The sequence below is a fragment of the Mycobacterium sp. pR1184 genome (assembly GCF_041287235.1).
Classification (GTDB): domain Bacteria; phylum Actinomycetota; class Actinomycetes; order Mycobacteriales; family Mycobacteriaceae; genus Mycobacterium.
In genome coordinates this window covers 54,934-75,989 of record NZ_JBGGKR010000018.1, presented here as the reverse complement: position 1 = coordinate 75,989, position 21,056 = coordinate 54,934, and the positions used below count along the sequence as shown (strand labels likewise).

At 64.7% G+C, this 21,056-nt stretch carries 28 protein-coding genes; 11 read left to right on the top strand and 17 right to left on the bottom strand.

The features are described from left to right. Window positions 1-60: 60 nt before the first annotated feature. Window positions 61-495, bottom strand: a complete 435-nt coding sequence (locus tag ACAG21_RS25685) for an Hsp20/alpha crystallin family protein (protein WP_370499077.1) — start codon at window positions 493-495, stop codon at window positions 61-63. Between the two features lie 170 nt (window positions 496-665). Further along, complete coding sequence (locus ACAG21_RS25680; protein ID WP_370499076.1) at window positions 666-1,157, bottom strand: VOC family protein; 492 nt, start codon at window positions 1,155-1,157, stop codon at window positions 666-668. A gap of 93 nt (window positions 1,158-1,250) precedes the next feature. On the opposite strand from ACAG21_RS25680, the gene ACAG21_RS25675 reads away from it, so the two are divergent. Continuing rightward, complete coding sequence (locus tag ACAG21_RS25675; RefSeq protein ID WP_370499075.1) at window positions 1,251-2,120, top strand: alpha/beta fold hydrolase; 870 nt, start codon at window positions 1,251-1,253, stop codon at window positions 2,118-2,120. A gap of 33 nt (window positions 2,121-2,153) precedes the next feature. Here the strand turns inward: ACAG21_RS25675 and gnd are convergent, their stop codons facing one another. Beyond that, a complete protein-coding gene (gene gnd / locus ACAG21_RS25670; protein WP_370499074.1) occupies window positions 2,154-3,182 on the bottom strand; it encodes a phosphogluconate dehydrogenase (NAD(+)-dependent, decarboxylating) in 1,029 nt (342 codons plus the stop codon). An 11-nt stretch (window positions 3,183-3,193) separates the two neighbouring features. Further along, window positions 3,194-4,603 carry a glucose-6-phosphate dehydrogenase gene (locus ACAG21_RS25665; RefSeq protein ID WP_370499073.1) on the bottom strand — a complete coding sequence of 470 codons (1,410 nt, stop codon included), beginning with the start codon at window positions 4,601-4,603 and terminating at the stop codon, window positions 3,194-3,196. Window positions 4,604-4,727: 124 nt separating this feature from the next. Here ACAG21_RS25665 and ACAG21_RS25660 point away from each other — a divergent pair, with 124 nt between their 5' ends. After that, window positions 4,728-5,546: an adenylate/guanylate cyclase domain-containing protein gene (locus ACAG21_RS25660; RefSeq protein ID WP_370499072.1), complete on the top strand. Its 819-nt coding sequence runs from the start codon at window positions 4,728-4,730 to the stop codon at window positions 5,544-5,546. On the opposite strand, the gene ACAG21_RS25655 is transcribed toward ACAG21_RS25660, so the two are convergent. Beyond that, on the bottom strand, window positions 5,513-5,698 hold the full coding sequence (locus tag ACAG21_RS25655; RefSeq protein ID WP_370499071.1) for a hypothetical protein: 186 nt from the start codon (window positions 5,696-5,698) through the stop codon (window positions 5,513-5,515). The two genes, ACAG21_RS25660 and ACAG21_RS25655, sit on opposite strands and share 34 nt — an antisense overlap. A gap of 149 nt (window positions 5,699-5,847) precedes the next feature. Between ACAG21_RS25655 and ACAG21_RS25650 the strand changes: the two genes are divergently transcribed. After that, window positions 5,848-6,528: a guanylate cyclase gene (locus ACAG21_RS25650; protein ID WP_342926735.1), complete on the top strand. Its 681-nt coding sequence runs from the start codon at window positions 5,848-5,850 to the stop codon at window positions 6,526-6,528. Here the strand turns inward: ACAG21_RS25650 and ACAG21_RS25645 are convergent. The 6 genes from ACAG21_RS25645 to ACAG21_RS25620 form a co-directional block, all read right to left on the bottom strand. Continuing rightward, window positions 6,525-6,848 (bottom strand): putative quinol monooxygenase, encoded by a 324-nt coding sequence (locus ACAG21_RS25645; RefSeq protein WP_342926736.1) that lies wholly within the window; start codon window positions 6,846-6,848, stop codon window positions 6,525-6,527. The genes ACAG21_RS25650 and ACAG21_RS25645 overlap by 4 nt on opposite strands. Before the next feature lie 374 nt (window positions 6,849-7,222). After that, window positions 7,223-7,789 (bottom strand): peptidoglycan endopeptidase, encoded by a 567-nt coding sequence (locus ACAG21_RS25640; protein WP_370499070.1) that lies wholly within the window; start codon window positions 7,787-7,789, stop codon window positions 7,223-7,225. A 131-nt stretch (window positions 7,790-7,920) separates the two neighbouring features. Next, window positions 7,921-8,280, bottom strand: a complete 360-nt coding sequence (locus tag ACAG21_RS25635; protein WP_370499069.1) for a hypothetical protein — start codon at window positions 8,278-8,280, stop codon at window positions 7,921-7,923. A 3-nt stretch (window positions 8,281-8,283) separates the two neighbouring features. Beyond that, window positions 8,284-8,802, bottom strand: coding sequence for a nitroreductase/quinone reductase family protein (locus tag ACAG21_RS25630; RefSeq protein WP_370499068.1), 519 nt, complete (start codon window positions 8,800-8,802; stop codon window positions 8,284-8,286). Between the two features lie 13 nt (window positions 8,803-8,815). After that, window positions 8,816-9,367 (bottom strand): VOC family protein, encoded by a 552-nt coding sequence (locus ACAG21_RS25625; RefSeq protein ID WP_370499067.1) that lies wholly within the window; start codon window positions 9,365-9,367, stop codon window positions 8,816-8,818. Window positions 9,368-9,388: 21 nt separating this feature from the next. Beyond that, window positions 9,389-9,751 (bottom strand): hypothetical protein, encoded by a 363-nt coding sequence (locus ACAG21_RS25620; protein ID WP_370499066.1) that lies wholly within the window; start codon window positions 9,749-9,751, stop codon window positions 9,389-9,391. Window positions 9,752-9,826: 75 nt separating this feature from the next. On the opposite strand from ACAG21_RS25620, the gene ACAG21_RS25615 reads away from it, so the two are divergent. Together ACAG21_RS25615 and arr are read left to right on the top strand one after the other, a co-directional pair. Further along, window positions 9,827-10,438 (top strand): hypothetical protein, encoded by a 612-nt coding sequence (locus ACAG21_RS25615; protein ID WP_370499065.1) that lies wholly within the window; start codon window positions 9,827-9,829, stop codon window positions 10,436-10,438. 103 nt (window positions 10,439-10,541) lie between these two features. Then, the gene (gene arr, locus ACAG21_RS25610) at window positions 10,542-10,952 is read left to right on the top strand and encodes an NAD(+)--rifampin ADP-ribosyltransferase (RefSeq protein ID WP_370499064.1); all 411 of its coding nucleotides are present in this window, start codon (window positions 10,542-10,544) and stop codon (window positions 10,950-10,952) included. Window positions 10,953-10,992: 40 nt separating this feature from the next. Here the strand turns inward: arr and ACAG21_RS25605 are convergent, their stop codons facing one another. Then, window positions 10,993-11,391, bottom strand: coding sequence for a VOC family protein (locus ACAG21_RS25605; RefSeq protein WP_370499063.1), 399 nt, complete (start codon window positions 11,389-11,391; stop codon window positions 10,993-10,995). Between the two features lie 133 nt (window positions 11,392-11,524). Beyond that, a complete protein-coding gene (locus tag ACAG21_RS25600) occupies window positions 11,525-12,034 on the bottom strand; it encodes a nuclear transport factor 2 family protein (protein ID WP_370499062.1) in 510 nt (169 codons plus the stop codon). A gap of 131 nt (window positions 12,035-12,165) precedes the next feature. Between ACAG21_RS25600 and ACAG21_RS25595 the strand changes: the two genes are divergently transcribed. Further along, the gene (locus tag ACAG21_RS25595) at window positions 12,166-12,648 is read left to right on the top strand and encodes an SRPBCC family protein (protein WP_370499061.1); all 483 of its coding nucleotides are present in this window, start codon (window positions 12,166-12,168) and stop codon (window positions 12,646-12,648) included. Between the two features lie 123 nt (window positions 12,649-12,771). On the opposite strand, the gene ACAG21_RS25590 is transcribed toward ACAG21_RS25595, so the two are convergent. The 3 genes from ACAG21_RS25590 to ychF all read right to left on the bottom strand — a co-directional run bounded on the left by ACAG21_RS25590 (window position 12,772) and on the right by ychF (window position 15,225). Continuing rightward, a complete protein-coding gene (locus ACAG21_RS25590; RefSeq protein WP_370499060.1) occupies window positions 12,772-13,596 on the bottom strand; it encodes a MerR family transcriptional regulator in 825 nt (274 codons plus the stop codon). Window positions 13,597-13,651: 55 nt separating this feature from the next. Next, complete coding sequence (locus tag ACAG21_RS25585; RefSeq protein WP_370499059.1) at window positions 13,652-14,017, bottom strand: nuclear transport factor 2 family protein; 366 nt, start codon at window positions 14,015-14,017, stop codon at window positions 13,652-13,654. 134 nt (window positions 14,018-14,151) lie between these two features. After that, on the bottom strand, window positions 14,152-15,225 hold the full coding sequence (ychF, locus tag ACAG21_RS25580) for a redox-regulated ATPase YchF (RefSeq protein WP_370499058.1): 1,074 nt from the start codon (window positions 15,223-15,225) through the stop codon (window positions 14,152-14,154). Window positions 15,226-15,358: 133 nt separating this feature from the next. Here ychF and ACAG21_RS25575 point away from each other — a divergent pair, with 133 nt between their 5' ends. Next, window positions 15,359-16,537, top strand: coding sequence for a DUF6542 domain-containing protein (locus ACAG21_RS25575; RefSeq protein ID WP_370499057.1), 1,179 nt, complete (start codon window positions 15,359-15,361; stop codon window positions 16,535-16,537). A gap of 27 nt (window positions 16,538-16,564) precedes the next feature. Here the strand turns inward: ACAG21_RS25575 and ACAG21_RS25570 are convergent, their stop codons facing one another. Next, on the bottom strand, window positions 16,565-17,563 hold the full coding sequence (locus ACAG21_RS25570) for a 4-hydroxy-3-methylbut-2-enyl diphosphate reductase (RefSeq protein ID WP_370499056.1): 999 nt from the start codon (window positions 17,561-17,563) through the stop codon (window positions 16,565-16,567). 89 nt (window positions 17,564-17,652) lie between these two features. On the opposite strand from ACAG21_RS25570, the gene ACAG21_RS25565 reads away from it, so the two are divergent. The 4 genes from ACAG21_RS25565 to ACAG21_RS25550 all read left to right on the top strand — a co-directional run bounded on the left by ACAG21_RS25565 (window position 17,653) and on the right by ACAG21_RS25550 (window position 20,935). Beyond that, window positions 17,653-18,261, top strand: a complete 609-nt coding sequence (locus tag ACAG21_RS25565; protein WP_370499055.1) for a lipid droplet-associated protein — start codon at window positions 17,653-17,655, stop codon at window positions 18,259-18,261. Continuing rightward, entirely contained in the window at window positions 18,258-19,517 is a 1,260-nt protein-coding gene (gene xseA, locus ACAG21_RS25560) for an exodeoxyribonuclease VII large subunit (RefSeq protein ID WP_370499054.1), read from the top strand. Before ACAG21_RS25565 ends, xseA begins: the two co-directional genes overlap by 4 nt. Then, window positions 19,507-19,767, top strand: coding sequence for an exodeoxyribonuclease VII small subunit (locus ACAG21_RS25555; protein ID WP_370499053.1), 261 nt, complete (start codon window positions 19,507-19,509; stop codon window positions 19,765-19,767). Before xseA ends, ACAG21_RS25555 begins: the two co-directional genes overlap by 11 nt. Before the next feature lie 61 nt (window positions 19,768-19,828). Beyond that, window positions 19,829-20,935 carry an NAD-dependent epimerase/dehydratase family protein gene (locus tag ACAG21_RS25550; protein ID WP_370499120.1) on the top strand — a complete coding sequence of 369 codons (1,107 nt, stop codon included), beginning with the start codon at window positions 19,829-19,831 and terminating at the stop codon, window positions 20,933-20,935. Window positions 20,936-21,056 lie beyond the last annotated feature (121 nt).

Below are 21,056 nucleotides of genomic sequence, written 5' to 3'. Positions count from 1 at the left end.
GTGCCTTCTAGGGTCAAAGGTCACCACGCGTCGAGCTGGTGCTCAGAGGGCTCCGGGCCGTTAGCCGGCCGCTTGTACCGCGATGTGTTTCTCCGTCGCCGCAACCTGTTCAGGCAGGGCGACGTCCACCGTCAAGATGCCCTTGTCGTAGCTGGCCTTGATGTCGTCTTCATCGGCGCCGGTCGGCAGGGTTATCGACCGCATGAAAGAGCCGTAGGAGAACTCCGAGCGGCCGTTGGACTGGTTTTTCTCCGTACGCTGCGCCTTGATGGTCAACTGCCCATCGCGCACCGTGATGTCGACGTCCTTGGCTGGGTCGATGCCGGGTAGTTCGGCACGCAGCAGGTAATGACCATCTTGTGTCTCATCCTCGAGTCGGATCAGGTTGCCACGACGCAAGGCAGACGGCACCCCGTTGCGCAGATCCGACCAGACCTCGGACCAGTCCGGCAGCCACGAATGGGGTTGCTGAGGATGTGCAGGCAGATTAGTCATGATTCCTCCTCGGGGCTTTGGTCTGCCGTTGAATTGCCTCCACCATCCCCCGTCGATGTGTCCAGCGGTAGGGACCGAAGTCCCCATAAGTCGGGCAATCTCGTGACTGTGTTGTCCCGCCGGCTACAGCCCTATCGATCGAATCTGTTGAACGACAACGTAATTTGCGGTTAACGGGAGTGCGGCCCGGACGCCTCGGCCGCCGCGCGCTCGAGATCGGCGACGATGATCTTGCGCATGCCATACATCGCCTGGGTCGCCGCCGTCGCACAGGCCGGATCGGGATGGCTCACCAACTCGTAAAGCCGATTCGGGACGACTTGCCAACTCAGGCCGAAGCGGTCCTTGCACCAACCGCACTGCGATTCCTCGCCGCCGTCGGTCAACCGTTCCCAGTAGTAATCGACCTCGTTCTGGTCCTTGCACTCGATCGTGAAGGACACCGCCTCACTGAACGTGAAGTGCGGCCCGCCGTTGATCCCGATGAACCGGGTGCCGTCCAGCACAAAAGTGCCCGACAGCACCGAGCCGGGCTCGCCGGGTCCGGCGTCGGTGCTCCGGTTGAATTCCTCGATTCGCGAGTTCGGGAACACCGAGATGTAGAACGACGCCGCCTCCTGAAGGTTGTGGTCGAACCATAGCGAGGGTGTGATCGATGGCATGGGCCTCCTTTGTCGGGCTATCGGCTTCGGTCGTCGATGGATAGACCCCACCAATCGGCAGAAATCATCGGAGGACTATGTAACGTCAGATCGATGAGCACCGTGAGCAGCAGTCCCCAGACGGTCAAGTTCGCAGGTGCGGGAGGTATCGGCCTCGTCGCCGACGAATGGAACCGGGACGCCGCGCGGGCGGACCGACCCTCGATCCTGATGCTGCACGGTGGTGGCCAGAACCGGTTCTCCTGGAAGAACACCGGCCAGTTTCTGGCCGACGAGGGCTACCACGTCGTCGCGCTGGACAGCCGCGGACACGGCGACAGCGACCGGGCGCCCGGCGCGGACTACGCGATCGAAACCCTGACGGCCGACGTCATGCACGTCCTGGACGCCATCGGCCGCCCGGTGGTGCTGATCGGCGCCAGCATGGGCGGACTGACCGGCATCCTGGTCGCCGACAGCGCGGGACCGGCGAAGGTGACCGGATTGGTGCTGGTCGACGTGGTGCCGCGGTACGAGAAGACCGGCAGCGCCCGCATCCGGGATTTCATGATGACCAACCTGCACGGTTTCGGCTCCCTCGAGGAGGCGGCCGACGCGGTCTCCGCCTATCTGCCGTACCGGGAAAAGCCGCGCAGCCCCGAAGGGCTGAAGAAGAACCTGCGGCTACGCGACGGACGCTGGTACTGGCATTGGGATCCGGCGTTCATGACCGCGCCCGGGGACGACCCGGAGCTGCGCACCGAGCACTTCGAGCAGGCCGCGGCCGATCTCACGATTCCGGTCCTGCTGATCCGCGGCAAGCTCTCCGACGTGGTCAGCCCCGAAGGCGTCCAGCATTTCCTGGCGACGGTTCCGCGTGCGGAGTTCGTCGAGTTGTCCGACGCCGGGCACACCGCGGCCGGCGACGACAATGACGCCTTCAGCGACGTCGTGGTGGAGTTCGTCAAGCGGCTGACAGGCTAGACAGGCTAGTCAGCCGCCCGCGCGATCGCCGCGTCAGCCACCCACTCCCGGCTTCTCCGCGTGTCCACCGAACTGCTTGCGCATCGCTGAGAGCGCCTTGTTGGCGAAGTCGTCGAGGCTGCGTGACGCGAAGCGGGACTGCAACGCGGTGGTGAGCACCGGCGCGGGCACGCCCTCGTCGATGGCCGCGATCGCGGTCCAGCGGCCCTCCCCGGAATCGGAGACCCGTCCGGAGAACTCCGACAGCGTGGGCGATTCGTGCAACGCGATCGCAGTCAGATCCAACAGCCAGGAACCGACGACGCTGCCCCGGCGCCACACCTCGGCGATGTCGGCGATGTCGAAGTTGTATTGGTAGCACTCGGGATTGGACAGCGGCGCGGTTTCGGCATCGCCCTTTTCGATACGCGTGCCGATATCGGCATTGCGGAGAATGTTGAGCCCCTCGGCGAGCGAAGCCATCATCCCGTACTCGATGCCGTTGTGCACCATCTTCACGAAGTGCCCGGCGCCGGACGGACCACAGTGCAGGTAACCCTTCTCCGGTTGGGCGACCTCGCCGTCGCGGCCCGGCGTGCGTGGCGCCGCGTCGACCCCGGGCGCGATGGTCTTGAACAGCGGCTCGGCGTGCTCGAAGGCGTAGTCGTCACCGCCGATCATCAGGCAGTAACCACGCTCCCGGCCCCAGACTCCACCGCTGGTGCCGCAATCGATGAGGTGAATCCCTTTCTCGGCCAACAGCTTTGAGTGCTTGAGGTCGTCGCGGTAGTAGGAGTTGCCGCCGTCGATCACGATATCCCCGGACTCGAGAGTGTCGGCCAGCTCCTCGATCACCGACGTGGTGATGTTGCCCGCGGGCACCATGACCCAGACCACGCGGGGGGCGGTCATCTTCTCGGCCAGCTCCGCGACCGAGAACGCCGCGGTCATCCCCTTCTCGGTGGCCAGCGTCTTGACGACTTCCTTGTCGTAGTCGTAGACGACGCCCTCGTGGCCGCCGTCGACGACACGACGGATGATGTTGGCGCCCATCCGGCCCAGGCCGATCATTCCGAGCTGCATTTCTGGTCTCCTTACTGTCCCGACTGCGTTTTTGGAGGGAACCACGGGTCTTGCCAATGGCGGTGACCGCGGACGAGCGACTGCGCGGCCTCGGGTCCCCAGGACCCGGGCTCGTAGGGATGAATTTCGCCCGGTTTGTCGAGCAGTGGCTGGACGATGCGCCACGTCTGTTCAATGCTGTCTTCCCGCGCGAAAAGCGTGCGATCGCCGGTCAGCGCGGCGTGCAGCAACAGTTCATAGGGTCCCTCGGCTTCACCCAGGTCGGTGGCGAACAGCGAGTCCAGGTGGACGTCGTGCCATTCGTCGTGAACTTGGGCGGACAGCTGCATGCGCATGCCGGGGGCGGGGTCGATGCGCAGCACGATCTGGTTGGGCTCGGCCGCACGGCGGTGCGGGAGGAAGGCCAGCTGCGGGACGCGGCGCAGAAACAGCCGCACCTCGGTGACCTTCTCCGGCAGGGACTTGCCGGCCCGCAGGAAGATCGGCACTCCAGACCAGCGCCAGTTGTCGATCTCGGTGCGCAGCGCGACGAAGGTCTCGGTCTGCGAATCCTTCGCCACCCCAGGGACATCGGTGTAGCCGCGATACTGACCGCGTACGCAACGGTCGGGATCCAGCGCCGGCATCGCGCGGAACACCTCGGACTTCTTGTCGTTGAGGTCGTCAGCGCTGCCGCCGACCGGCGGCTCCATCGCCACCATCGCGAGGACCTGCAGCAGATGGTTCTGCACCACGTCGCGCAGCGTGCCGACCGCGTCGTAGAACCTGCCCCGGTCCTCGACGCCGAAGTTCTCGGCCATCGTGATCTGAATCTCCGAGACGCTGTCGCGGTCCCACAGCGCGGCCAGTGCCTGATTGGCGAACCGCAGGCATTCGAGTTCCACCACGGGCTGCTTGCCCAAGAAGTGGTCCACCCGCAGGATTTGCTCTTCCTCCAGCACCGCGTGCAGCCGCTCGTTGAGTTCGAGCGCCGACTCGAGGTCATGGCCGAACGGCTTTTCCACCGCGACGCGGGCACGCGCGACCAGGCCCTCCCGGGCAAGGTTCTCGACGATCGGCGCGAACAACGCGGGCGGCATCTCGAGGTAGTACAGCGGGCGGTAGTCCGAGCCGATCATCTCGGCGAGCCGGTGGTAGAGATCGCGCTCGGTGACGTCGCCGTGGATGTAGTCCAAGCGATTCGCCAGTCGATCGAACACTTCGTCGTCGATCTTCTCCCCGGCGTCGTTGATCGCGCCGCGGGCCCGCTCGACGAGTTCCTCGACGCTGATGTCGTCGCTGGCCACCCCCAGGATGGGGCAGTCCAGCAGGTTGCGACGCTCCAGGCGATACAGCGCCCGAAACGTCATCTTGCGGGCCAGATCGCCGGTAATTCCAAAGATCACCAGCAGGTTGGACGAATCACCACCGTCGTCGGCCAAGAACGAACCTCCCAAAAGTCACCGGATCGGTTCACTTGAGATTCACTACCCGGGGGTGATCGCACTCAACCCTAGACACTGCTGATAGGGCCGACAACCGGAAGCCATCGCCCGCTTTGCAAGGATGCGAGGCGTGGGTGATGCACTGCATATCGCGGTCTACGTCCTGGCCGGAGTTGCCGTGATCGAAGCCTGCGCACTCGGTGTGATGTGGAGGTTGCTGGTTCGTAGCCGGGAGGAAGCCGAGGAGTTAAGGCAACGCGCCGACGCCCGCAATTGGCTGATATCCGGTGGTCGCGAGGCCGTCAAGACGATGTGGAACACCGCCAATGTGATGCGCACGGAGGGCTTTGGCGCGGCGGTACGCAGCAATATCGAAGATCTCGCCGACTGGGCCGAGGTCGAGCGGCCCGATCTGGCCCGAGTCACTCCCGACGGGCGGGTAGTGATTCTGTTCTCCGACATCGAGGAATCCACCGCCCTCAACGAGCGGATCGGCGACCGCGCCTGGGTCAAGCTGATCAGCTCGCACGACAAGCTCGTCTCCGGGTTGGTGAAACGTCACAGCGGTCACGTGGTCAAGAGCCAAGGCGACGGCTTCATGATCGCCTTCGCCCGTGCCGAGCAGGCGGTGCGTTGTGGCATCGACCTTCAGCACGAGCTGCGCCGGGACGCAAAACGCAAGCGGCACCAGGAGATTCGCGTGCGAATCGGTATTCACATGGGACGCTCGGTGCGCCGCGGCGACGACCTGTTCGGGCGCAATGTCGCGATGGCCGCGCGGGTCGCGGCGCAAGCCGTCGGTGGCGAGATCCTGGTGAGCCAGTCGGTGCGAGACGCGCTGCGCGACTGTGCGGACATCTGCTTCGACGAAGGCCGCGACGTCGAGCTGAAGGGCTTTTCGGGCAGTTATCGATTGTTCGCCGTGGAGTCCTCGCCCTGACTGTCGGACTCGGCCAGTCGCTGATGCAGCCGAGAGCGGATCTCGTCGGGGGTGTAGGCGCGGCGTTTGCGTTGATCACGCACCACCAGCGCACCCCCGGCAACGACACCGGCGACACCGGCCAAGCCGATCCACTTCCAAATGCTGCGCATACTTGACACGCTATTACCGCCATGGACACCCTTCGCGACAAGGTCGCCGTCGGCACCGGAGCGGCCACGCGGCTGCCACGGCGCGGCAAGCTCGCGCGCGAAGTATTTCCGAAGAACCAGACGAAACCCCAAGTGATGAGCCGACTTACATGCTGACGCTGCAGCAAGCGCTGAACGAGACCCGAACCGGCGACCTCTGGTTGTTCCGCGGCGGTTCCAGACCCGACCGTGCCATCCAGACCCTGACGAACAGTCCGGTCAACCACGTCGGCATGACCGTGGCCATCGACGACCTGCCGCCGCTGATCTGGCATGCCGAGCTGGGTGACAAGCTCGTCGATCTGTGGACGGCTACCAACCACCGCGGTGTGCAGCTCAACGATCTGCACCAGGCTGTCCTGCAGTGGAGTGAGCGCTACCACCAACGATGCTGGCTGCGCCAGCTGACGCCGCATCCCACCCGCGAACAAGAGGACAAGCTACTGCGCGTGATCGCGCGGATGGACGGCACCGCGTTTCCGACCACCGCGCGGCTGACCGGCCGGTGGTTTCGGGGCCGGCTGCCCACCGCCTACGACTGGATGAGAGGAATCCCCTTCGTAGACCGAAAGGTTCGGGAGTCGACGCAGCGACGCAAGGAACGTCAGCGCATGGGCCTGGAAACGGCGTACTGCGCCGAGACCGTGGCGATCACGTATGAGGAAATGGGATTGCTCAACACCCAGAAGTACTCGAATTACTTTGACCCGGGCTCGTTCTGGAGCGGCGACACACTGCCACTGGCGCCGGGATACGCGCTGGGCGAAGAAATCGAAGTGGCTCTCGGCTAGCCGACCGACATCTCCCCCATCTCCGACCAGCCTGTCGCGTCGATCGTCTGACTGATGATCTTGGGCGTGGACTTCAGGGCCTGCGGCAGCTCTTGCATCGCCTGCTTGAAGTGTTCGCTGTTGACGTGGACGCCGCCGGCGTCAGCGTCGCGGAATGCCTCGACCAAGACGTACTCTGCCGGGTTCTCCAAGCTGCGCGACCACTCAAACCACAGGTTGCCCGCTTCGGCGCGGGTGGCCGCGGTGAAGGAGGCAACCAGGTCCGGCCAGCGATCGGCCCAGTCGGGCTTGGTTTCGAACTTGACGACGATGAAGATCATTGCGGTCCCCGCTTGTGCTCGCAGCTCCCAATGGGTTTACCTGCCCGCCCGTCCTGGCCAAGCAGCGCCAGGATATACGGACCGCCGGGCGTGCGCCGTGACCGCAGTGGCATTTCGGGTCCGCGTAGCTCCTGGTCACCGCAATAGCAAAAGTCCGCCTAGATGTCTTAATCGACTTCTAGGCGGACTTTGCATTGAGCTGCGGCATCGCATTTGCGCCGACGCCGCACCAGCTGTGACGTAGCCCACAGCAATGTGGTTTTATCGACTACTTCACTTTTGGCCGCTTATGCCAAGCAAGTAATGCGATCAGCGGGATCCACGTCGCAGTTCATTCTGCGAAATAGATAACGCATGCACAATCCAATTCTTTATCAACTTGGAATTCCGGGAGCGCCGGGAGGAGGCAATTCCGGAGCCGGCGGAGGCGGCATATCGGGGGCAACGGCGCCAACCAAAACGGGCGGCGCGTCCGGCGGCGGGGGCGGCGCGTCCGGCGGCGGGGGCGGGGGCGGTGCGTCCGGCGGAGGCGGCGGACCGGGCAACCCCACGGGAGCGCCGTCACCGTCCGCAGGCATCGGCAGGAACATGTGGTGGGTGAATCCCGGCTGGTAAGCGCCAGCACCACCGATGTGCACCCCGCCACGTTCGCCGCTGGACACCGGCGTGCCGTCCGGCAGGGTCACCGCCGTGTGGCCTCCGTTCCAGCCGACGACCAACGCGTTGGGCGCCGTTCCATATTGAAAGCCCCGTGCCAATAGCGCGGCTTCTTCATTTCCAGTGTTAAATCGGTTTCCGTAAACCGGCCTGTCGGTTGCGGCATTGACAACCCACGAGACCAGCCCCGAACAATCGGTACCAGCGGGAGAATCTCCACCCACAATATAAGGCGTCCCGGATACCTGATTGATCAGCGACATCAACGATGCAAGAACAATCATGCGGAGGGACACTAGCAACAACGTAGTTAGCGAGCCAAAATTTGTGGCGCGCGTCACGTGTCAATTAAATAATGGTCTACACCGCACTTACAGCAAATAAGTCACGAGAATGCATATTTCGCGAATCGGGTTTACTCGGGGTCGCGGCCCTTTTCGCTTTCGACGACCTGGCGGTCGATGTCGGCCTGCTCCCGCCGCGCTCGGGCGCCCGCACGCTTGCCCTGGTCATCGGCGCGCTGCAGCCGCTCCCGCTCGCGCTCGGCGGCCGAGCCCTCACGTTCGTCCGCGCGTTGCTCTCGTTGATCCGCCAGCTGCTCACGCTCATCGGCGATCCGGTCGCGCTGATCGGCGACTTGGTCTCTGCGGCGGGCCATGAATTCGCGTCTTCTCAGCTCGGATTCGCGCTGGGTCAGGTCACTTTCCCGCTCGTCCAGAGCCGAGGCTCGGCGCTCGAGCTCGTCGGGTGTCTCGGTGCCGTCATTGCGGACCACAGCTCACCCTAGCGCTGCCGCCTCGACGGGCTTGAGGCGGAAGACCGGAATCCGTCGTCCGAGAGCGGCGGCCTTGACGCGGTAATCGGCGTAGTTGACGCAGACGTGCGCGGCAAGCGCGTACAGGCGCTCGTAGTCGTCGGGATCGGTGACCTCCACCGCCACGAAGTCCTGGTCGCCGAACCGGCACTCGGGATGGGCCTTCAGGTTGTAATACCACGCCGGATTCCGTGGTTCCCCCAGATACGAGGCGACCACGATCGCATCGGACCCGTCGTGAAAGTACGCGAGTTGGTGCTCACGCGGCTGACCCGACTTGGCCCCCGTGCTGATCAACGGCGCTGCGGAGATCCCGCCAAGGATGCTGGGGTAACGGCCACGGGTTGCGCGATACAACCACGGGTCGATGTGCCAGAACAGATTTCGCGCCATGAAAGCCCCGGCACGCGAGCGGCCGAAACGTTCCAGGGTCCGATACCAGCGGCCGTACTCCACAGTCGGGTCGACATAGCGCAGCGCCATGGGGCGACTCTACTCATCGGCCCGGCAGCGTTCTCCTCGCCTGCCACAACACTGCGGGCACCGCGTTCGCCAGATCCGCCCGGCTCTTGGCGAAGCAACGAATCGCGCGATAGAACGACCAAATTTGGCGAGGCGTAGGGACTTTCGGCAGCCAGGCCAGCTCCCAATGAATGCCGTTGATCGGATCGTCGAAGAACACCGCGTAGTAGCCTGGCCAGTACTGCGGGTATTCCTTGGGTTCGTCGGTGACGTGCACATCGCGCGTGCGCAAGAAGTCGCGGTGAAAGCGGTCGACCTCTGTCCTGCTGCGGGCCCACAACGCAATATGGTTGATACCGACCGCTTGGTCGCGGTGCGTCAGCTTTGCGCCGGTACGGGCCGGCTGTATACCAATGTAGCTGTGCGGGTTGGCATTACGTGTCATGTAGTAGATCGACTGGTACTCCATGTTCAGCGTCGAGAAGCTGCTGTAGCCAAGCCAGCCGAACAACGCGTCGTAGAACGCGATCGAGTCGTCATAGTCCAGTACCGCGAACTCGACGTGACTGACACCTCGCCACCGCATCATGCCTCCCCGGCAAGTCGGCTAGACCGGCGTCCATATTCCGTTGTTGAAGAAGCCCCACACACCGGTGGTCGGGTTCCACATCAGGTGGGCCTGAGGCGCCCACGCCGGTGGCGGCGGAGCGGGCGGCGCCCACGGCGGCGGGGGTCCCCAGGGGCCCCAGCCCGCCGGCGCCGGACCTTGCCAGTCGTGGCACTGATTCCAATCCCAGTGATAGTTGGTGCCCCAGGCCGGATCCCATTGTTGACCAGGGCACCAGTGGTTGCTGGGCGCGGGCGCGGGGGCCGCTTGGGCGCCGCCGTCCGCCAATCCGAAAGCGGACAAGGTCAAAGCGCCACCCGCCAACAGCCGAATCCACGGTCTCGCACGCTTGTCCGTCGCCATCTCCTAAGAATGGTCGGCCCGCGGCCGCACCGCTAGTGTTCGCCCTCATTGCACGAAACTCGCCAAGCCGCGTGCGTGCCAACGGCGCACACCTCACTCGTCGGATTCGACCCGAGCATCGGCGGACCGCTGGAGCTCTCTTTCCACCGCCAACTTCGCCAGCTCGCGCTCGCTGGCGGCCAGCTCGCGCTCGACTTCGGCTTCCTCGCGCAGCGCGGCGGCACGCTGCCGTTCAGCCATTTGCTCGGCCCGTTCCGTGTGGTCGCGAATGCCACCCTCCTGGGACAGTTCGCGAAAGCTCGCGGAGACCTCTCGTTCGTCTGCAAGACGCTCTCGTTCATCCGCGAGCACCTCCCGCTCGTCTGCGATCCGTTCGCGCTCATCGGCCACCGCCTGCCGACGCTCAGCCACGCGATCACGCGCCTCCAAAAAGGCCGCCAAGCGCTCCACACCCTCAGTCAGTTTCTCTCTGCTCAGGGCAAGCAGCTCGCGGGTCTGCGCCACCTGCTCGCGCTCAAACGCCAGGTGTTCACGCTCGTCGCAATGCCCTCACGCTCAAAGGCAATTCGTTCTCGCTCGGATGCGACACTCTCGCGTTCAGCGGCCGTGCGAATGGCGGGCTCGACCATCTCGGCCCTTCCTCTTCTCGAAGCAGTGACGTCTGCACTGGGTACCTTCAACACCTAGCCGCTCACTGCGCAGCGCTCTAGAGTCGATGGGCCTCAAACGCGACACGCGACGTGAATCACGCGACCAACTGGCGCGCCCACCGGCCGCGTAGCCTGAGGCGATGGCTGGGGTACTGGACGGGGGCCCGTTTTTTCACGGAACCAAGGCTGAACTGATGGTTGGAGACCTGCTCACCGCGGGCTTTCGCTCCAACTACCGGCCCGAAATCATCATGAACCACGTCTATTTCACCGCCCTGCGCGACGGCGCCGGGCTGGCGGCCGAGCTCGCGGCCGGCGACGGTGTGCCGCGGGTGTATCTCGTCGAACCGACCGGTGAGTTCGAGAGCGATCCGAACGTCACCGATAAAAAGTTCCCCGGCAATCCGACCCGCTCCTATCGCACCCGCGAACCGCTTCGGGTTATCGCAGAAGTCGACGACTGGACACGGTTGTCTCCCGAAGCACTTCAGGCGTGGCATGACCGATTGGCCGCGATCCGGGCGGACGAGCGCGGCGAGATCATCAACTGAGAGGTTCCGAAGCCAAACTCCACCACCTCTGCCTTCGGTGTCATATCCCGAACTTGGCGCGTGCCGCGTCCGTCACCGGGGTGAACAGGTTGACGAGATTTCCGTCGGGGTCGCGGAACAACAGCGCGCGGTTTCCCCACGGCATCGTCGTCGGTTCGGTGACCACGTCGGAGAGCTGCTCGCGAAGTCGCTCGTACTCGGCGTCGACGTCGTCCACGATGAACTCGACGATTGCGGTTCGGTTGGCCGCCGGCTCGGCAGATCCCTGCCCGAACAAGGAGACGGTCTTGTCGCTACCAATGGCCAGCGCCGCGACGGGTGTCGGAATCTCCGCGAAGAGTTCGTTACCCCAGACGGCCGTGACACCGGTGACCATCTCGTAGAAGGCGACCAATCGTTTGACATCGGCAGTGATGACGCGGATCGAAACCAGTCTCATCGGGACCTCTCCTCGGGGCGTCACCGAATAATCGGCGGATGGGCTCAGCGAGCCGATGCCAGGTGCACCCCCCGACAAGTCTTCAAACCAGAACTCGGCTAGACGTTGAATCGGAATTCGACGACGTCGCCGCTCAATCGAAGTCGGAAGCCGCAGCGTGCTCAAGGGCCTGATTGAGTGCTTTCGTATCGGGCAGGATGACCTCCTCGACCACCTTTCCCCATACCACCCGCCCGAAGTAGACGCCTCGGTACACGAGACGTCCCTCTTGCTCGGTGTGATAGCGCGTTGCCACACGAGTCGACCACGGCCCACCCTCCACCAGCGTTTCATCTACTACGAAGCGGAGATTGGGCAACCGACGGAGCAACTGGTCACGCAACCACTCTCGCACCGCGTCAGCACCTCTGATATCTGCCGCCAAGGGATGATCACCAAGAAAGACGAAATGCATGTCGTCGGCGAGGGGTGTCTCGTCGAACCGCTGCTCCGACAACCTCTGCCACCCCGCCGCTGCTTGCTTACGCACCAACCAGCGATAGATCATCGCCCAAGCGTATTCGCCACGCCTCCAATCGGAGTCGGGTTCGCGGTTGGTGACCCGCCCGGCATACCGCTGCTTGTCGAAGCCGAGCTCGACCAAGTCTTATTGGATCCTGCGACTAGTGTTTTGACAGATGGCCTGACGTTGCTTGGAACCGAGACTCCACCACTTCGCGGTTCGTGGAATCTCCTACAAAAGCCATCTTCGCGTGCGTCGGCGTACCTTGAGCTATGCCCAACGTCACGGCATCAGTGGTCATCGCCCATCCTGCTGAAGTGGTCTGGGAGTACATCATCCACCCGGACCATCTACACAATGTTCTGCCCGGAATCGTCTCCGTCGACGCCGGTAAAGATCCGCCGTACGTCCCTGGCGATGTCTGGCACGGAGTGAGCCGATCGTTCGGCATTACGAACCGTTGGACCGGGGTCTTCGAGAGGGTCGATGCTCCCACGATGATGGAATTTAGACTTACGGACTCCAGGTTCCCAGTTACCACCATCGACACCTTGGATGAGATCGCGGGCGGCACCCGCTACACCTGCCGTGTCATCGGCGAGCCCAGTTTGGGGGGACCTCTAGGCCGCTTCTTTGATGCCGTGGTCTCCAGAGCCATCAAGCGCTCGATGACGAAGCAGCAGGCCAAGCTTCCCGCTCACGTAGACGCATGGGCGTTGCAGAAGGGACTCACTGCAGACCCCCCGACGAGCTAGGCCTTCTTCTTCGTCCCAGACATTGCTTGAAACCGGAACTCGGCTACACACTGAACCGGAACTCCGCCGAATGCGTTGCCAAGCCTCGTCACAACGCTGCGACGAGGCTCTCCGCGGGTGAGTTCATGCTCTGGGCGTGAGGACATCGGTGATGGGCCACGCGACTTCGGTTCTCCATTTGGTGTCGTCCGCCGTGTGCGAGTGATCGCAGTGGTAATACTCCCGGAGGCGCGGTCCGACCGCGAGGCCTTGGCCGGCTATGTAGCTGCCAAGCTCGGCGTAGGCGAGGTCGATGTCGGCGATTGCACCGTGATGAACCGTCACGGCAACCTCAGCGGCGGGCACGACGATGGGTTCGACGAGCCCCAGTCGTCGTGGTGCGGCGACGGGGACGAAGACGGTCGCCTGGCCTGGTTCATGTCGAAACAGACTCTCGTCGTACATCCCGCCGGCAGGCCCGGTTTGATCGAGCCGACCAGTCCGCACGGCCTCGCGAACGTCGTATAGGGCTGCGCGCCACCACTTTTCGACGTCGATGGGATCGACAGCGGCGGTGATGGCGATCGCCGGGATAGTCGACTCGGTGCGCCGGTACACCGGCTGCTGACTCGCCGCGCTGTTCAGCAGAGCACGAAGCGAAGTGACCGCAGCCTTTGTCTGAGCCAGCTCGGCTTCGAGACGATCGATATGGGTGGCGATCAAGGATTCGCGTTCACCGGCGTCCTGAGCGACAAGAACGTCTCGGACGTCCGCGACCGGCATCCGTAAGTCCCGTAGTCGTCGGATCAGTTGAGCGGTCGGCAGTTGATCGAGGGAGTAGTAGCGGTAGCCGGTCTCGGAATCGACGTGTACCGGTTCGAGTAGTCCGACGTGGTGGTAATGGTGCAGCGTTTTGACACTGAGATGGGTCATTGTCGCGAACTGCCCAACGGAAATGGTGATACTCATGGCGGCTCCGGGTCAGGGGGCCGCTCCCTGGCAGAAAGCGACCCCCTTGGTCAGGTCAATACTGTGGTTCTGTGTTCTTGATGACAAAGAGGCTGACGATCTTGCCGTCGTGCAGCCGGAAGTAGTTGGTCATGACCAACGGATCGGGTAAGCCGGTCTTGTCATAGTCACCGTCGTAGCGGCACCTAACGCACCACATCCCGGCGTTGTCGACAATCTCGACGGGTTCCACCGTGACTCGGTCGCCGACAAACTCCTTGGCGATGAACGCGCGGATGTGGTCACTGCCCCAGAACTCCCGCGAGAAGTCGTTGACGAGTGCGTCTTCGGCGAACGTCTCCATGATCGCGGCCACGTCGAAGCTGTTGATCGCGGCGATGTGCGCCGCGATCACGGGGTCCAGTGTGAGTTGTGTAGTCATTGCTTCCTCCTTGGCATTGTGACGTCGAATTGCCGTGCAACACCAGGGTGGGCCCTCCCGTTACGGGAGGGTCAAGCCGTTGATCGAACGGCCACGCCTTCTTCGGGGACGCAGGACCTCGTGAGACCCGCTATCTACACGTTGAACCGGAATTCGACCACGTCGCCGTCGGCCATCACGTAGTCCTTGCCCTCCATCCGGACCTTGCCGGCCGCCTTGGCCGCCGCCATCGATCCGGCCTCGATCAGGTCGTCGTATGACACGATTTCGGCCTTGATGAAGCCCTTCTCGAAGTCGGTGTGGATCACCCCGGCCGCCTTGGGCGCGGTATCGCCCTGATGAATCACCCACGCGCGCGCCTCTTTTGGACCCGCCGTCAGATAGGTCTGCAGCTTCAGAGTGTGAAAACCGGCCCGCGCCAACGCATCTAGTCCGCGCTCGGTCTGCCCGATGGACTCCAGCAGCTCGGCGGCCGACTCGTCGTCGAGCTCCTGGAGTTCGGCCTCGATCTTCGCGTCGAGGAACACCGCGTCGGCGGGGGCGACCATCGCGCGCAGCTCGGCCTTGCGGCCCTCGTCGGTGAGCACCGACTCGTCGGCGTTGAACACGTACAGAAAAGGCTTGGTGGTCATCAGGTTCAGCTCGCGCAGCGCTGACACGTCGACACCGGCCGCAAACAGTGTCTTGCCCGAGTCCAGCACGGCCTGGGCAGCGACGGCCGCCTCGTGCACGGGCTTGCGCTCCTTGTTGTTGCGGGCTTCCTTCTCCAGTCGCGGAACGGCCTTCTCCAGGGTCTGCATGTCCGCGAGGATCAGCTCGGTCTCGATCACCTCGATGTCGGAGCGCGGATCGACCTTGCCGTCGACGTGCACGACGTCGTCGTCGGCGAACACCCGCACCACCTGGCAGATCGCGTCGCACTCGCGAATGTTGGCCAGGAATTTGTTGCCGAGCCCGGCCCCCTCGGACGCGCCCTTCACGATTCCCGCGATGTCGACGAACGTCACAGGCGCCGGCACGATCTTCTCGGAATCGAACATCTCGGCCAGCTTGTCCAGGCGCGGATCGGGCAGCGCCACGACGCCCTCGTTCGGTTCGATCGTCGCGAACGGGTAGTTGGCGGCGACCACGTTGTTGCGGGTCAGCGCATTAAACAGCGTCGACTTGCCCACGTTGGGCAGGCCGACGATTCCCAGGCTCAGGCTCACGGGGAACCAAGTTTAGGGCTCCGCGCCGCGCGCGGGTGCCGCGGCTCATTTCGTGCGCGACGCCCGTGGCACGCCCGGCATCCCTAACAAGGTATTTACGGGCGTTTTGGCTCATTGCCGGTACGGTCTACATGTGTCAGCGCAGCGGGGAACCTCGGCAGTAGAAGCTGCCCATCGCTCGATCTACCCGGGCATTCCCGGAGTGCCGTCGTGGATAGCCCTGCTCATCGCCGTTACCGCGACTGCCATCGGGTATGGCATCGACTCCGGACTCGGCCACAAGGAGCTGACCGGCATCTTCGCTTGCCTCTATATAGCGGGCTGCGTGGTGGCCGTGCTGGCCGTACGCCAGGAAGGCTTGTTCACCGCGGTCATCCAGCCGCCGCTGATCCTTTTCTGCGCGGTACCGGGCGCCTACTGGCTGTTCCACGGCGGCAAAATCGGCAGCCTCAAAGACCTGCTGATCAACTGCGGCTATCCGCTCATCGAGCGTTTCCCCTTGATGCTGGGCGCCGCCGGTGGCGTCTTGCTGATCGGACTGATCCGGTGGTATCTGGGGATGTCGCGGCGGCCGGCCACTGGTGACGCGACGGAAGACACCGCGACGGCGACCGTTGCCGAGAAGTCGCCCTTCCTGCGGACCGTCAGCGCGAAACTGAACTCCCTGCTGGGCGTCGCGTCGTCGGACGACGACGAGGCCGACGAAGAAGAGACTGTCGATTCGCAGCGCCGCTCCACGAAAGCCTCGGCCAGAAACCGCACGGAGCGCAGCGGCCGGTCCACGGCAAGCTCCGCCCGAAGCCGGTCGCGGCACGCCCGCCCGTCGCCGGAAGAGGAGTACGACCCGGCGGCCGAGCGACCCCGCCGGCGGCGCCAGACCCCGCCGCGCGACTACGACCCCGCCGACCCGCCGCGCCGGTCCTCGCGGCGCCGTCCGCGACCGCAGGGCGATCCCGACCAGCGCGGCGAATCGCAACGAGAAGGCCGTCGGGACCCGCGCAGCCGCCGCAATCCCTACGAGCGCCCAGCCGCGCGCGGCAGTCGCTACGAGGACTACGACAGGTATGAACCGTCGGAGCCGTTGCGCCGATACCCGTCCTACAAGCCGTACGAGTCCTATCAACCCGCGTCGGAGCCCCGGCGCCGTCACGCCACGGCGAGCGGGACCAATGGCTCAAACCCGTCACACCACCCGATCTCGCAGGTCCGTTACCGCGGGTCTGGTTCGTCGGACGAGCGGCGCGGTCGCTCACGGGCGAATGGTCGTCCCCAGGAGCGTCCTCCGGCCGAATCCTGGGAGTACGACGCCTAGTCCGGTCCGTACCGCGAGCGGCAAAGGTCAGAGCATCGAGCGGATCTCGCGGGGTAGCGCGAAGACCAACGTCTCCTGGGCCGTCGTCACCGGCTGCACCACGTCAAAGCCGGCCTCGGCGAGGCGCTCCAGCACGCCGCGCACCAGCACCTCGGGAACCGACGCTCCGGAGGTGACCCCCACCGTCGTGACGCCCTCCAGCCAGGCCGGGTCGATGTCGTCGGCCCAGTCGACCAGGTAAGCGGCCGTCGCTCCCCCGCCCAGCGCCACTTCCACCAGCCGCACCGAGTTCGACGAATTGCGGGACCCGACGACGATCACCAGCTCGCATTCCGGCGCCATCGCCTTGACCGCGACCTGACGGTTTTGGGTCGCATAGCAAATGTCATCGCTGGGCGGATCCTGCAGCTTCGGAAAGCGTTGCCGCAACCGCTCGACGATTTCCATGGTCTCGTCCACCGACAGCGTGGTCTGCGACAGCCACACCACTTTGTTCTCGTCGCGGATCGTCACGTTGTCGACCGACGCCACCCCGTCGACCAGCTGCACGTGGTCGGGCGCCTCACCGGCGGTGCCGATGACCTCCTCGTGGCCCTCATGGCCGATCAGCAGGATGTCGTAGTCGTTGCGGGCGAAGCGCCGGGCCTCGTTGTGCACCTTGGTGACCAAGGGGCAGGTGGCGTCGATCGTGTGCAGGTTGCGTTCGGCGGCCGCGGCATGCACGGTGGGCGCCACCCCGTGGGCGGAAAACACCACGATGGCGCCCTCGGGTACCTGATCGGTCTCCTCGACGAACACCGCGCCGGCCTTTTCCAGGGTGTCGACGACGTGGCGGTTGTGCACGATCTCGTGGCGGACATAGACCGGGGCACCGTGCTTCTGCAGCGCGCGCTCGACCGTTTCGACGGCCCGGTCCACACCCGCGCAGTAGCCACGGGGCTCGGCCAGCAGCACGCGCTTACGGGCCGGATCGGTGGCTACCGAGCTGGACGCACCGGGAATCCCCATGTCGACAGTCGGTGGCATGCGCTCCAGGGTACGTTCCGCCGACACGGGGTCGCCAGCGCGCGGCGCTGGGCTTGGAGTTAGCCGTTGCTTAAGGCAATCTTGGACCCATGGCTTCTGCACCGTACGGAGTTCGGCTACTGGTCGGCGCGGCGACAGTCGCCGTCGAAGAGACCATCAGACTGCCGAAGACCATCCTGATGTACCCGATGACGTTGGCCAGTGAGGTCGCTCACATCGTGATGCGGTTTCAGCAGAATCTCGCGGAGCTGGTAATCAAGGGCGATTCCACCCTGGAATCCATATTTCCGCCCAAGGACGAAAAGCCGGAATGGGCAACGTTCGACGAGGACACCGAAGTCGCTTTGGACAACTCGGGCGGAGGTTTCGCCGAGTTGCCGGACGGCGCCGGCGGCGATCGCCGGGCCGAGGGGCGGTTTGCGCTGTATTCCGTGGCCGAGGCGCACGAAGACGCCAGCGCGCTGGTCAAGCCCACCGGGCAGGCGAAGAAGTCAACGGCTGACACCGAAGTTCCGGAGCCGTCGGTGGCGGCCGAACTCGACTATCAGACGTTGACCCTGGCGCAGCTGCGGGCGCGGGTGCAGTCGCTGAGCGTGGACGACCTCGAAGCCCTGCTGGCCTACGAGCAGGCCACCAAGGCCCGGGCACCGTTTCAGACGTTGCTGGCCAACAGGATCACCCGCGCGTCCGCGAAGTGACCCGGTCGGCGAATTCGGAGGCGAACTCGGCCGAGAACCCGTTCCCGGTTCGCGCCGTTGCGATCCGGGTTGCGGGCTGGATCGACAAGCTCGGAACCGTATGGGTTGAAGGGCAATTGGCTCAGATCAATATTCGGGCCGATTCCAAGACCGTGTTCATGGTGCTGCGCGACCCGGCCGCCGACATGTCGCTGAGCGTGACCTGTCCGCGGGACCTGGTGTTGAACGCACCGGTGAAGTTGGTCGAGGGCACCCAGGTGGTGGTCTGCGGAAAGCCCTCGTTCTACACCGGGCGTGGCACATTCTCGTTGCGGCTGACCGAGATTCGCGCCGTCGGCGTCGGCGAACTACTGGCCCGCATCGAACGGCTGCGCCGGCTACTGGACGCCGAGGGATTGTTCGACCCGAGACTCAAGCGTCCAATCCCCTTCCTGCCGAACATGATTGGGTTGATAACCGGCCGAGCCAGCGCCGCCGAGCGCGACGTGACGACGGTGGCCGCAGCGCGCTGGCCCGCGGTGCGTTTCGCGGTGCGCAACACCGCCGTGCAGGGCGCAGGCGCGGTCGCCCAGATCGTCGAAGCGCTGCTCGAACTCGATCGGCACGTCGAAGTCGACGTGATCGTGCTGGCCCGCGGCGGCGGCAGCGTCGAGGACCTGCTGCCGTTCTCCGACGAAACCCTGTGCCGCGCGATCGCGGCCTGCCGTACGCCGGTGATCAGTGCTGTCGGCCATGAGCCCGACAACCCGCTCTGCGACCTGGTCGCCGATCTGCGCGCGGCCACCCCGACCGACGCGGCCAAGAGGGTGGTCCCGGACACCGCTGCGGAGCAGCGAGGAATTGCTGACCTGCGCCGGCGCAGCGCCCAGGCACTGCGCAATTGGGTGTCCCGCGAACAGCGGGCGCTGGCTCAGTTGCGCAGCCGCCCGGTGCTGGCCGAGCCGCTGGCGGCGTTGACGGCTCGCACCGAGGAGATCCACCGCGCCCGCTCGGCGGTACGGCGTGACATCACCCGGTTGGTCGCCGCCGAATCCGATCGCGTCGGCCACCTGGCCGCCCGGCTGGCCACGCTGGGCCCGGCCGCGACCCTGGCCCGCGGGTACGCGGTGGTGCAGGCCGTTCCGGTGGACGGCTCCCCCGCGGCCATGCACGTGCTGCGCTCGGTCGACGAGGCGCCGGCGGGCACCCGGCTGCGGGTGCGGGTTTCCGACGGCGCCGTGACGGCGGTGAGTGAGGGACTGACCGATGGACAATGACAAAGGCGGCGGCGCGGACCAGGCGGAGGCCGAATTGGTTACGCCCATTAGTCAACTTGGCTACGAAGCGTGCCGCGACGAGCTGATCGAAGTGGTGCGCCTTCTCGAGCAGGGCGGGCTCGACCTCGATGCGTCGCTAAAACTGTGGGAAAGAGGCGAACAGCTGGCTAAACGATGCGAAGAGCACTTAGCTGGCGCTCGCCAGCGAGTGGAGGATGCGCTGGCGGCCGGGCAGCGCGACGAGGCGTAGATCGAACCATCTATGCAAAGCGAATTGTGCGATATTTGCAAAACTGCAACGTGTTTCAGTTATCCTGTCCGGCATGGGTGATCCTTCACTGACAACCGAACTCGGCCGCGTCCTGGTCACCGGCGGCTCCGGGTTTGTCGGCGCCAACCTGGTGACCACCTTGCTCGACCGCGGATACTCGGTACGTTCCTTCGACCGCGCGCCCTCGCCACTTCCCCCGCACTCGCACCTGGAAGTGCTGCAGGGTGACATCACCGACAAGGACGTCTGCGCGCAGGCCGTCGACGGCATCGACACGGTTTTCCACACCGCGGCGATCATTGAGCTGATGGGCGGCGCGTCGGTGACCGACGAGTACCGTCAGCGCAGCTTTGCGATCAACGTCGGCGGCACCCAGAACCTGGTGGAAGCAGGGCATGCCGCGGGCGTGCAGCGGTTCGTCTACACGTCGTCCAACAGCGTCGTGATGGGCGGCCAGCCCATCGTCGGCGGCGATGAAACCCTGCCCTACACCACGCGATTCAACGACCTCTACACCGAGACCAAGGTCGTCGCCGAGCGATTCGTGTTGTCCCAGAACGGCGTTGACGGCATGCTCACATGCGCGATCCGTCCCAGTGGCATTTGGGGCCGCGGCGACCAGACGATGTTCCGCAAGCTGTTCGAGAGCGTGATCGCCGGCCACGTCAAGGTGCTGATCGGCCGCAAGTCGGCCCGGCTGGATAACTCCTACGTGCACAACCTGATCCACGGCTTCATTCTGGCCGCTCAGCATCTGGTGCCCGGGGGCAGCGCGCCCGGCCAGGCGTACTTCATCAACGACGACGACCCGATCAACATGTTCGAGTTCGCCCGACCGGTAGTGGAAGCGTGCGGGCAGCCCTGGCCGCGAATTCGGGTCAACGGCCCCATCGTCCGCGCGGCGATGACCGGCTGGCAGCGGATGCATTTCCGGTTCGGAATTCCCGCACCGCTCCTGGAGCCGTTGGCCGTCGAGCGGCTGTACCTGGACAACTTCTTCTCGGTCGCCAAGGCGTCTCGCGACCTGGGCTACCAGCCGCTGTTCACCACCGAGAAGGCGTTGGACGAGTGCCTGCCCTACTACGTCGATATGTTCGCCCAGATGAAAAGGCAGGCCGAGGCGGCCAAGGCCGGCACCAAGCGATAGCGCGCCGCTCCTGCCAGGAACCAACCGCGGCGGCCGATGGTCGGCAGAGTCTGTGGACAAACTCGTGACTGTGGATACGGACGCGAGGCGTGCCCGGCGTGGAGTTGAGCGGCCGAGATTT

Bases quoted from the DNA above. Each gene is read 5' to 3' on its own strand.
- ACAG21_RS25685 (WP_370499077.1), bottom strand. From the start codon at position 495: ATGACTAATCTGCCTGCACATCCTCAGCAACCCCATTCGTGGCTGCCG.
- ACAG21_RS25680 (WP_370499076.1), bottom strand. From the start codon at position 1,157: ATGCCATCGATCACACCCTCGCTATGGTTCGACCACAACCTTCAGGAG.
- ACAG21_RS25675 (WP_370499075.1), top strand. From the start codon at position 1,251: ATGAGCACCGTGAGCAGCAGTCCCCAGACGGTCAAGTTCGCAGGTGCG.
- gnd (WP_370499074.1), bottom strand. From the start codon at position 3,182: ATGCAGCTCGGAATGATCGGCCTGGGCCGGATGGGCGCCAACATCATC.
- ACAG21_RS25660 (WP_370499072.1), top strand. From the start codon at position 4,728: ATGCGAGGCGTGGGTGATGCACTGCATATCGCGGTCTACGTCCTGGCC.
- ACAG21_RS25655 (WP_370499071.1), bottom strand. From the start codon at position 5,698: ATGCGCAGCATTTGGAAGTGGATCGGCTTGGCCGGTGTCGCCGGTGTC.
- ACAG21_RS25650 (WP_342926735.1), top strand. From the start codon at position 5,848: ATGCTGACGCTGCAGCAAGCGCTGAACGAGACCCGAACCGGCGACCTC.
- ACAG21_RS25645 (WP_342926736.1), bottom strand. From the start codon at position 6,848: ATGATCTTCATCGTCGTCAAGTTCGAAACCAAGCCCGACTGGGCCGAT.
- ACAG21_RS25640 (WP_370499070.1), bottom strand. From the start codon at position 7,789: ATGATTGTTCTTGCATCGTTGATGTCGCTGATCAATCAGGTATCCGGG.
- ACAG21_RS25630 (WP_370499068.1), bottom strand. From the start codon at position 8,802: ATGGCGCTGCGCTATGTCGACCCGACTGTGGAGTACGGCCGCTGGTAT.
- ACAG21_RS25625 (WP_370499067.1), bottom strand. From the start codon at position 9,367: ATGCGGTGGCGAGGTGTCAGTCACGTCGAGTTCGCGGTACTGGACTAT.
- ACAG21_RS25620 (WP_370499066.1), bottom strand. From the start codon at position 9,751: ATGGCGACGGACAAGCGTGCGAGACCGTGGATTCGGCTGTTGGCGGGT.
- arr (WP_370499064.1), top strand. From the start codon at position 10,542: ATGGCTGGGGTACTGGACGGGGGCCCGTTTTTTCACGGAACCAAGGCT.
- ACAG21_RS25605 (WP_370499063.1), bottom strand. From the start codon at position 11,391: ATGAGACTGGTTTCGATCCGCGTCATCACTGCCGATGTCAAACGATTG.
- ACAG21_RS25595 (WP_370499061.1), top strand. From the start codon at position 12,166: ATGCCCAACGTCACGGCATCAGTGGTCATCGCCCATCCTGCTGAAGTG.
- ACAG21_RS25590 (WP_370499060.1), bottom strand. From the start codon at position 13,596: ATGAGTATCACCATTTCCGTTGGGCAGTTCGCGACAATGACCCATCTC.
- ACAG21_RS25585 (WP_370499059.1), bottom strand. From the start codon at position 14,017: ATGACTACACAACTCACACTGGACCCCGTGATCGCGGCGCACATCGCC.
- ACAG21_RS25570 (WP_370499056.1), bottom strand. From the start codon at position 17,563: ATGCCACCGACTGTCGACATGGGGATTCCCGGTGCGTCCAGCTCGGTA.
- ACAG21_RS25565 (WP_370499055.1), top strand. From the start codon at position 17,653: ATGGCTTCTGCACCGTACGGAGTTCGGCTACTGGTCGGCGCGGCGACA.
- ACAG21_RS25555 (WP_370499053.1), top strand. From the start codon at position 19,507: ATGGACAATGACAAAGGCGGCGGCGCGGACCAGGCGGAGGCCGAATTG.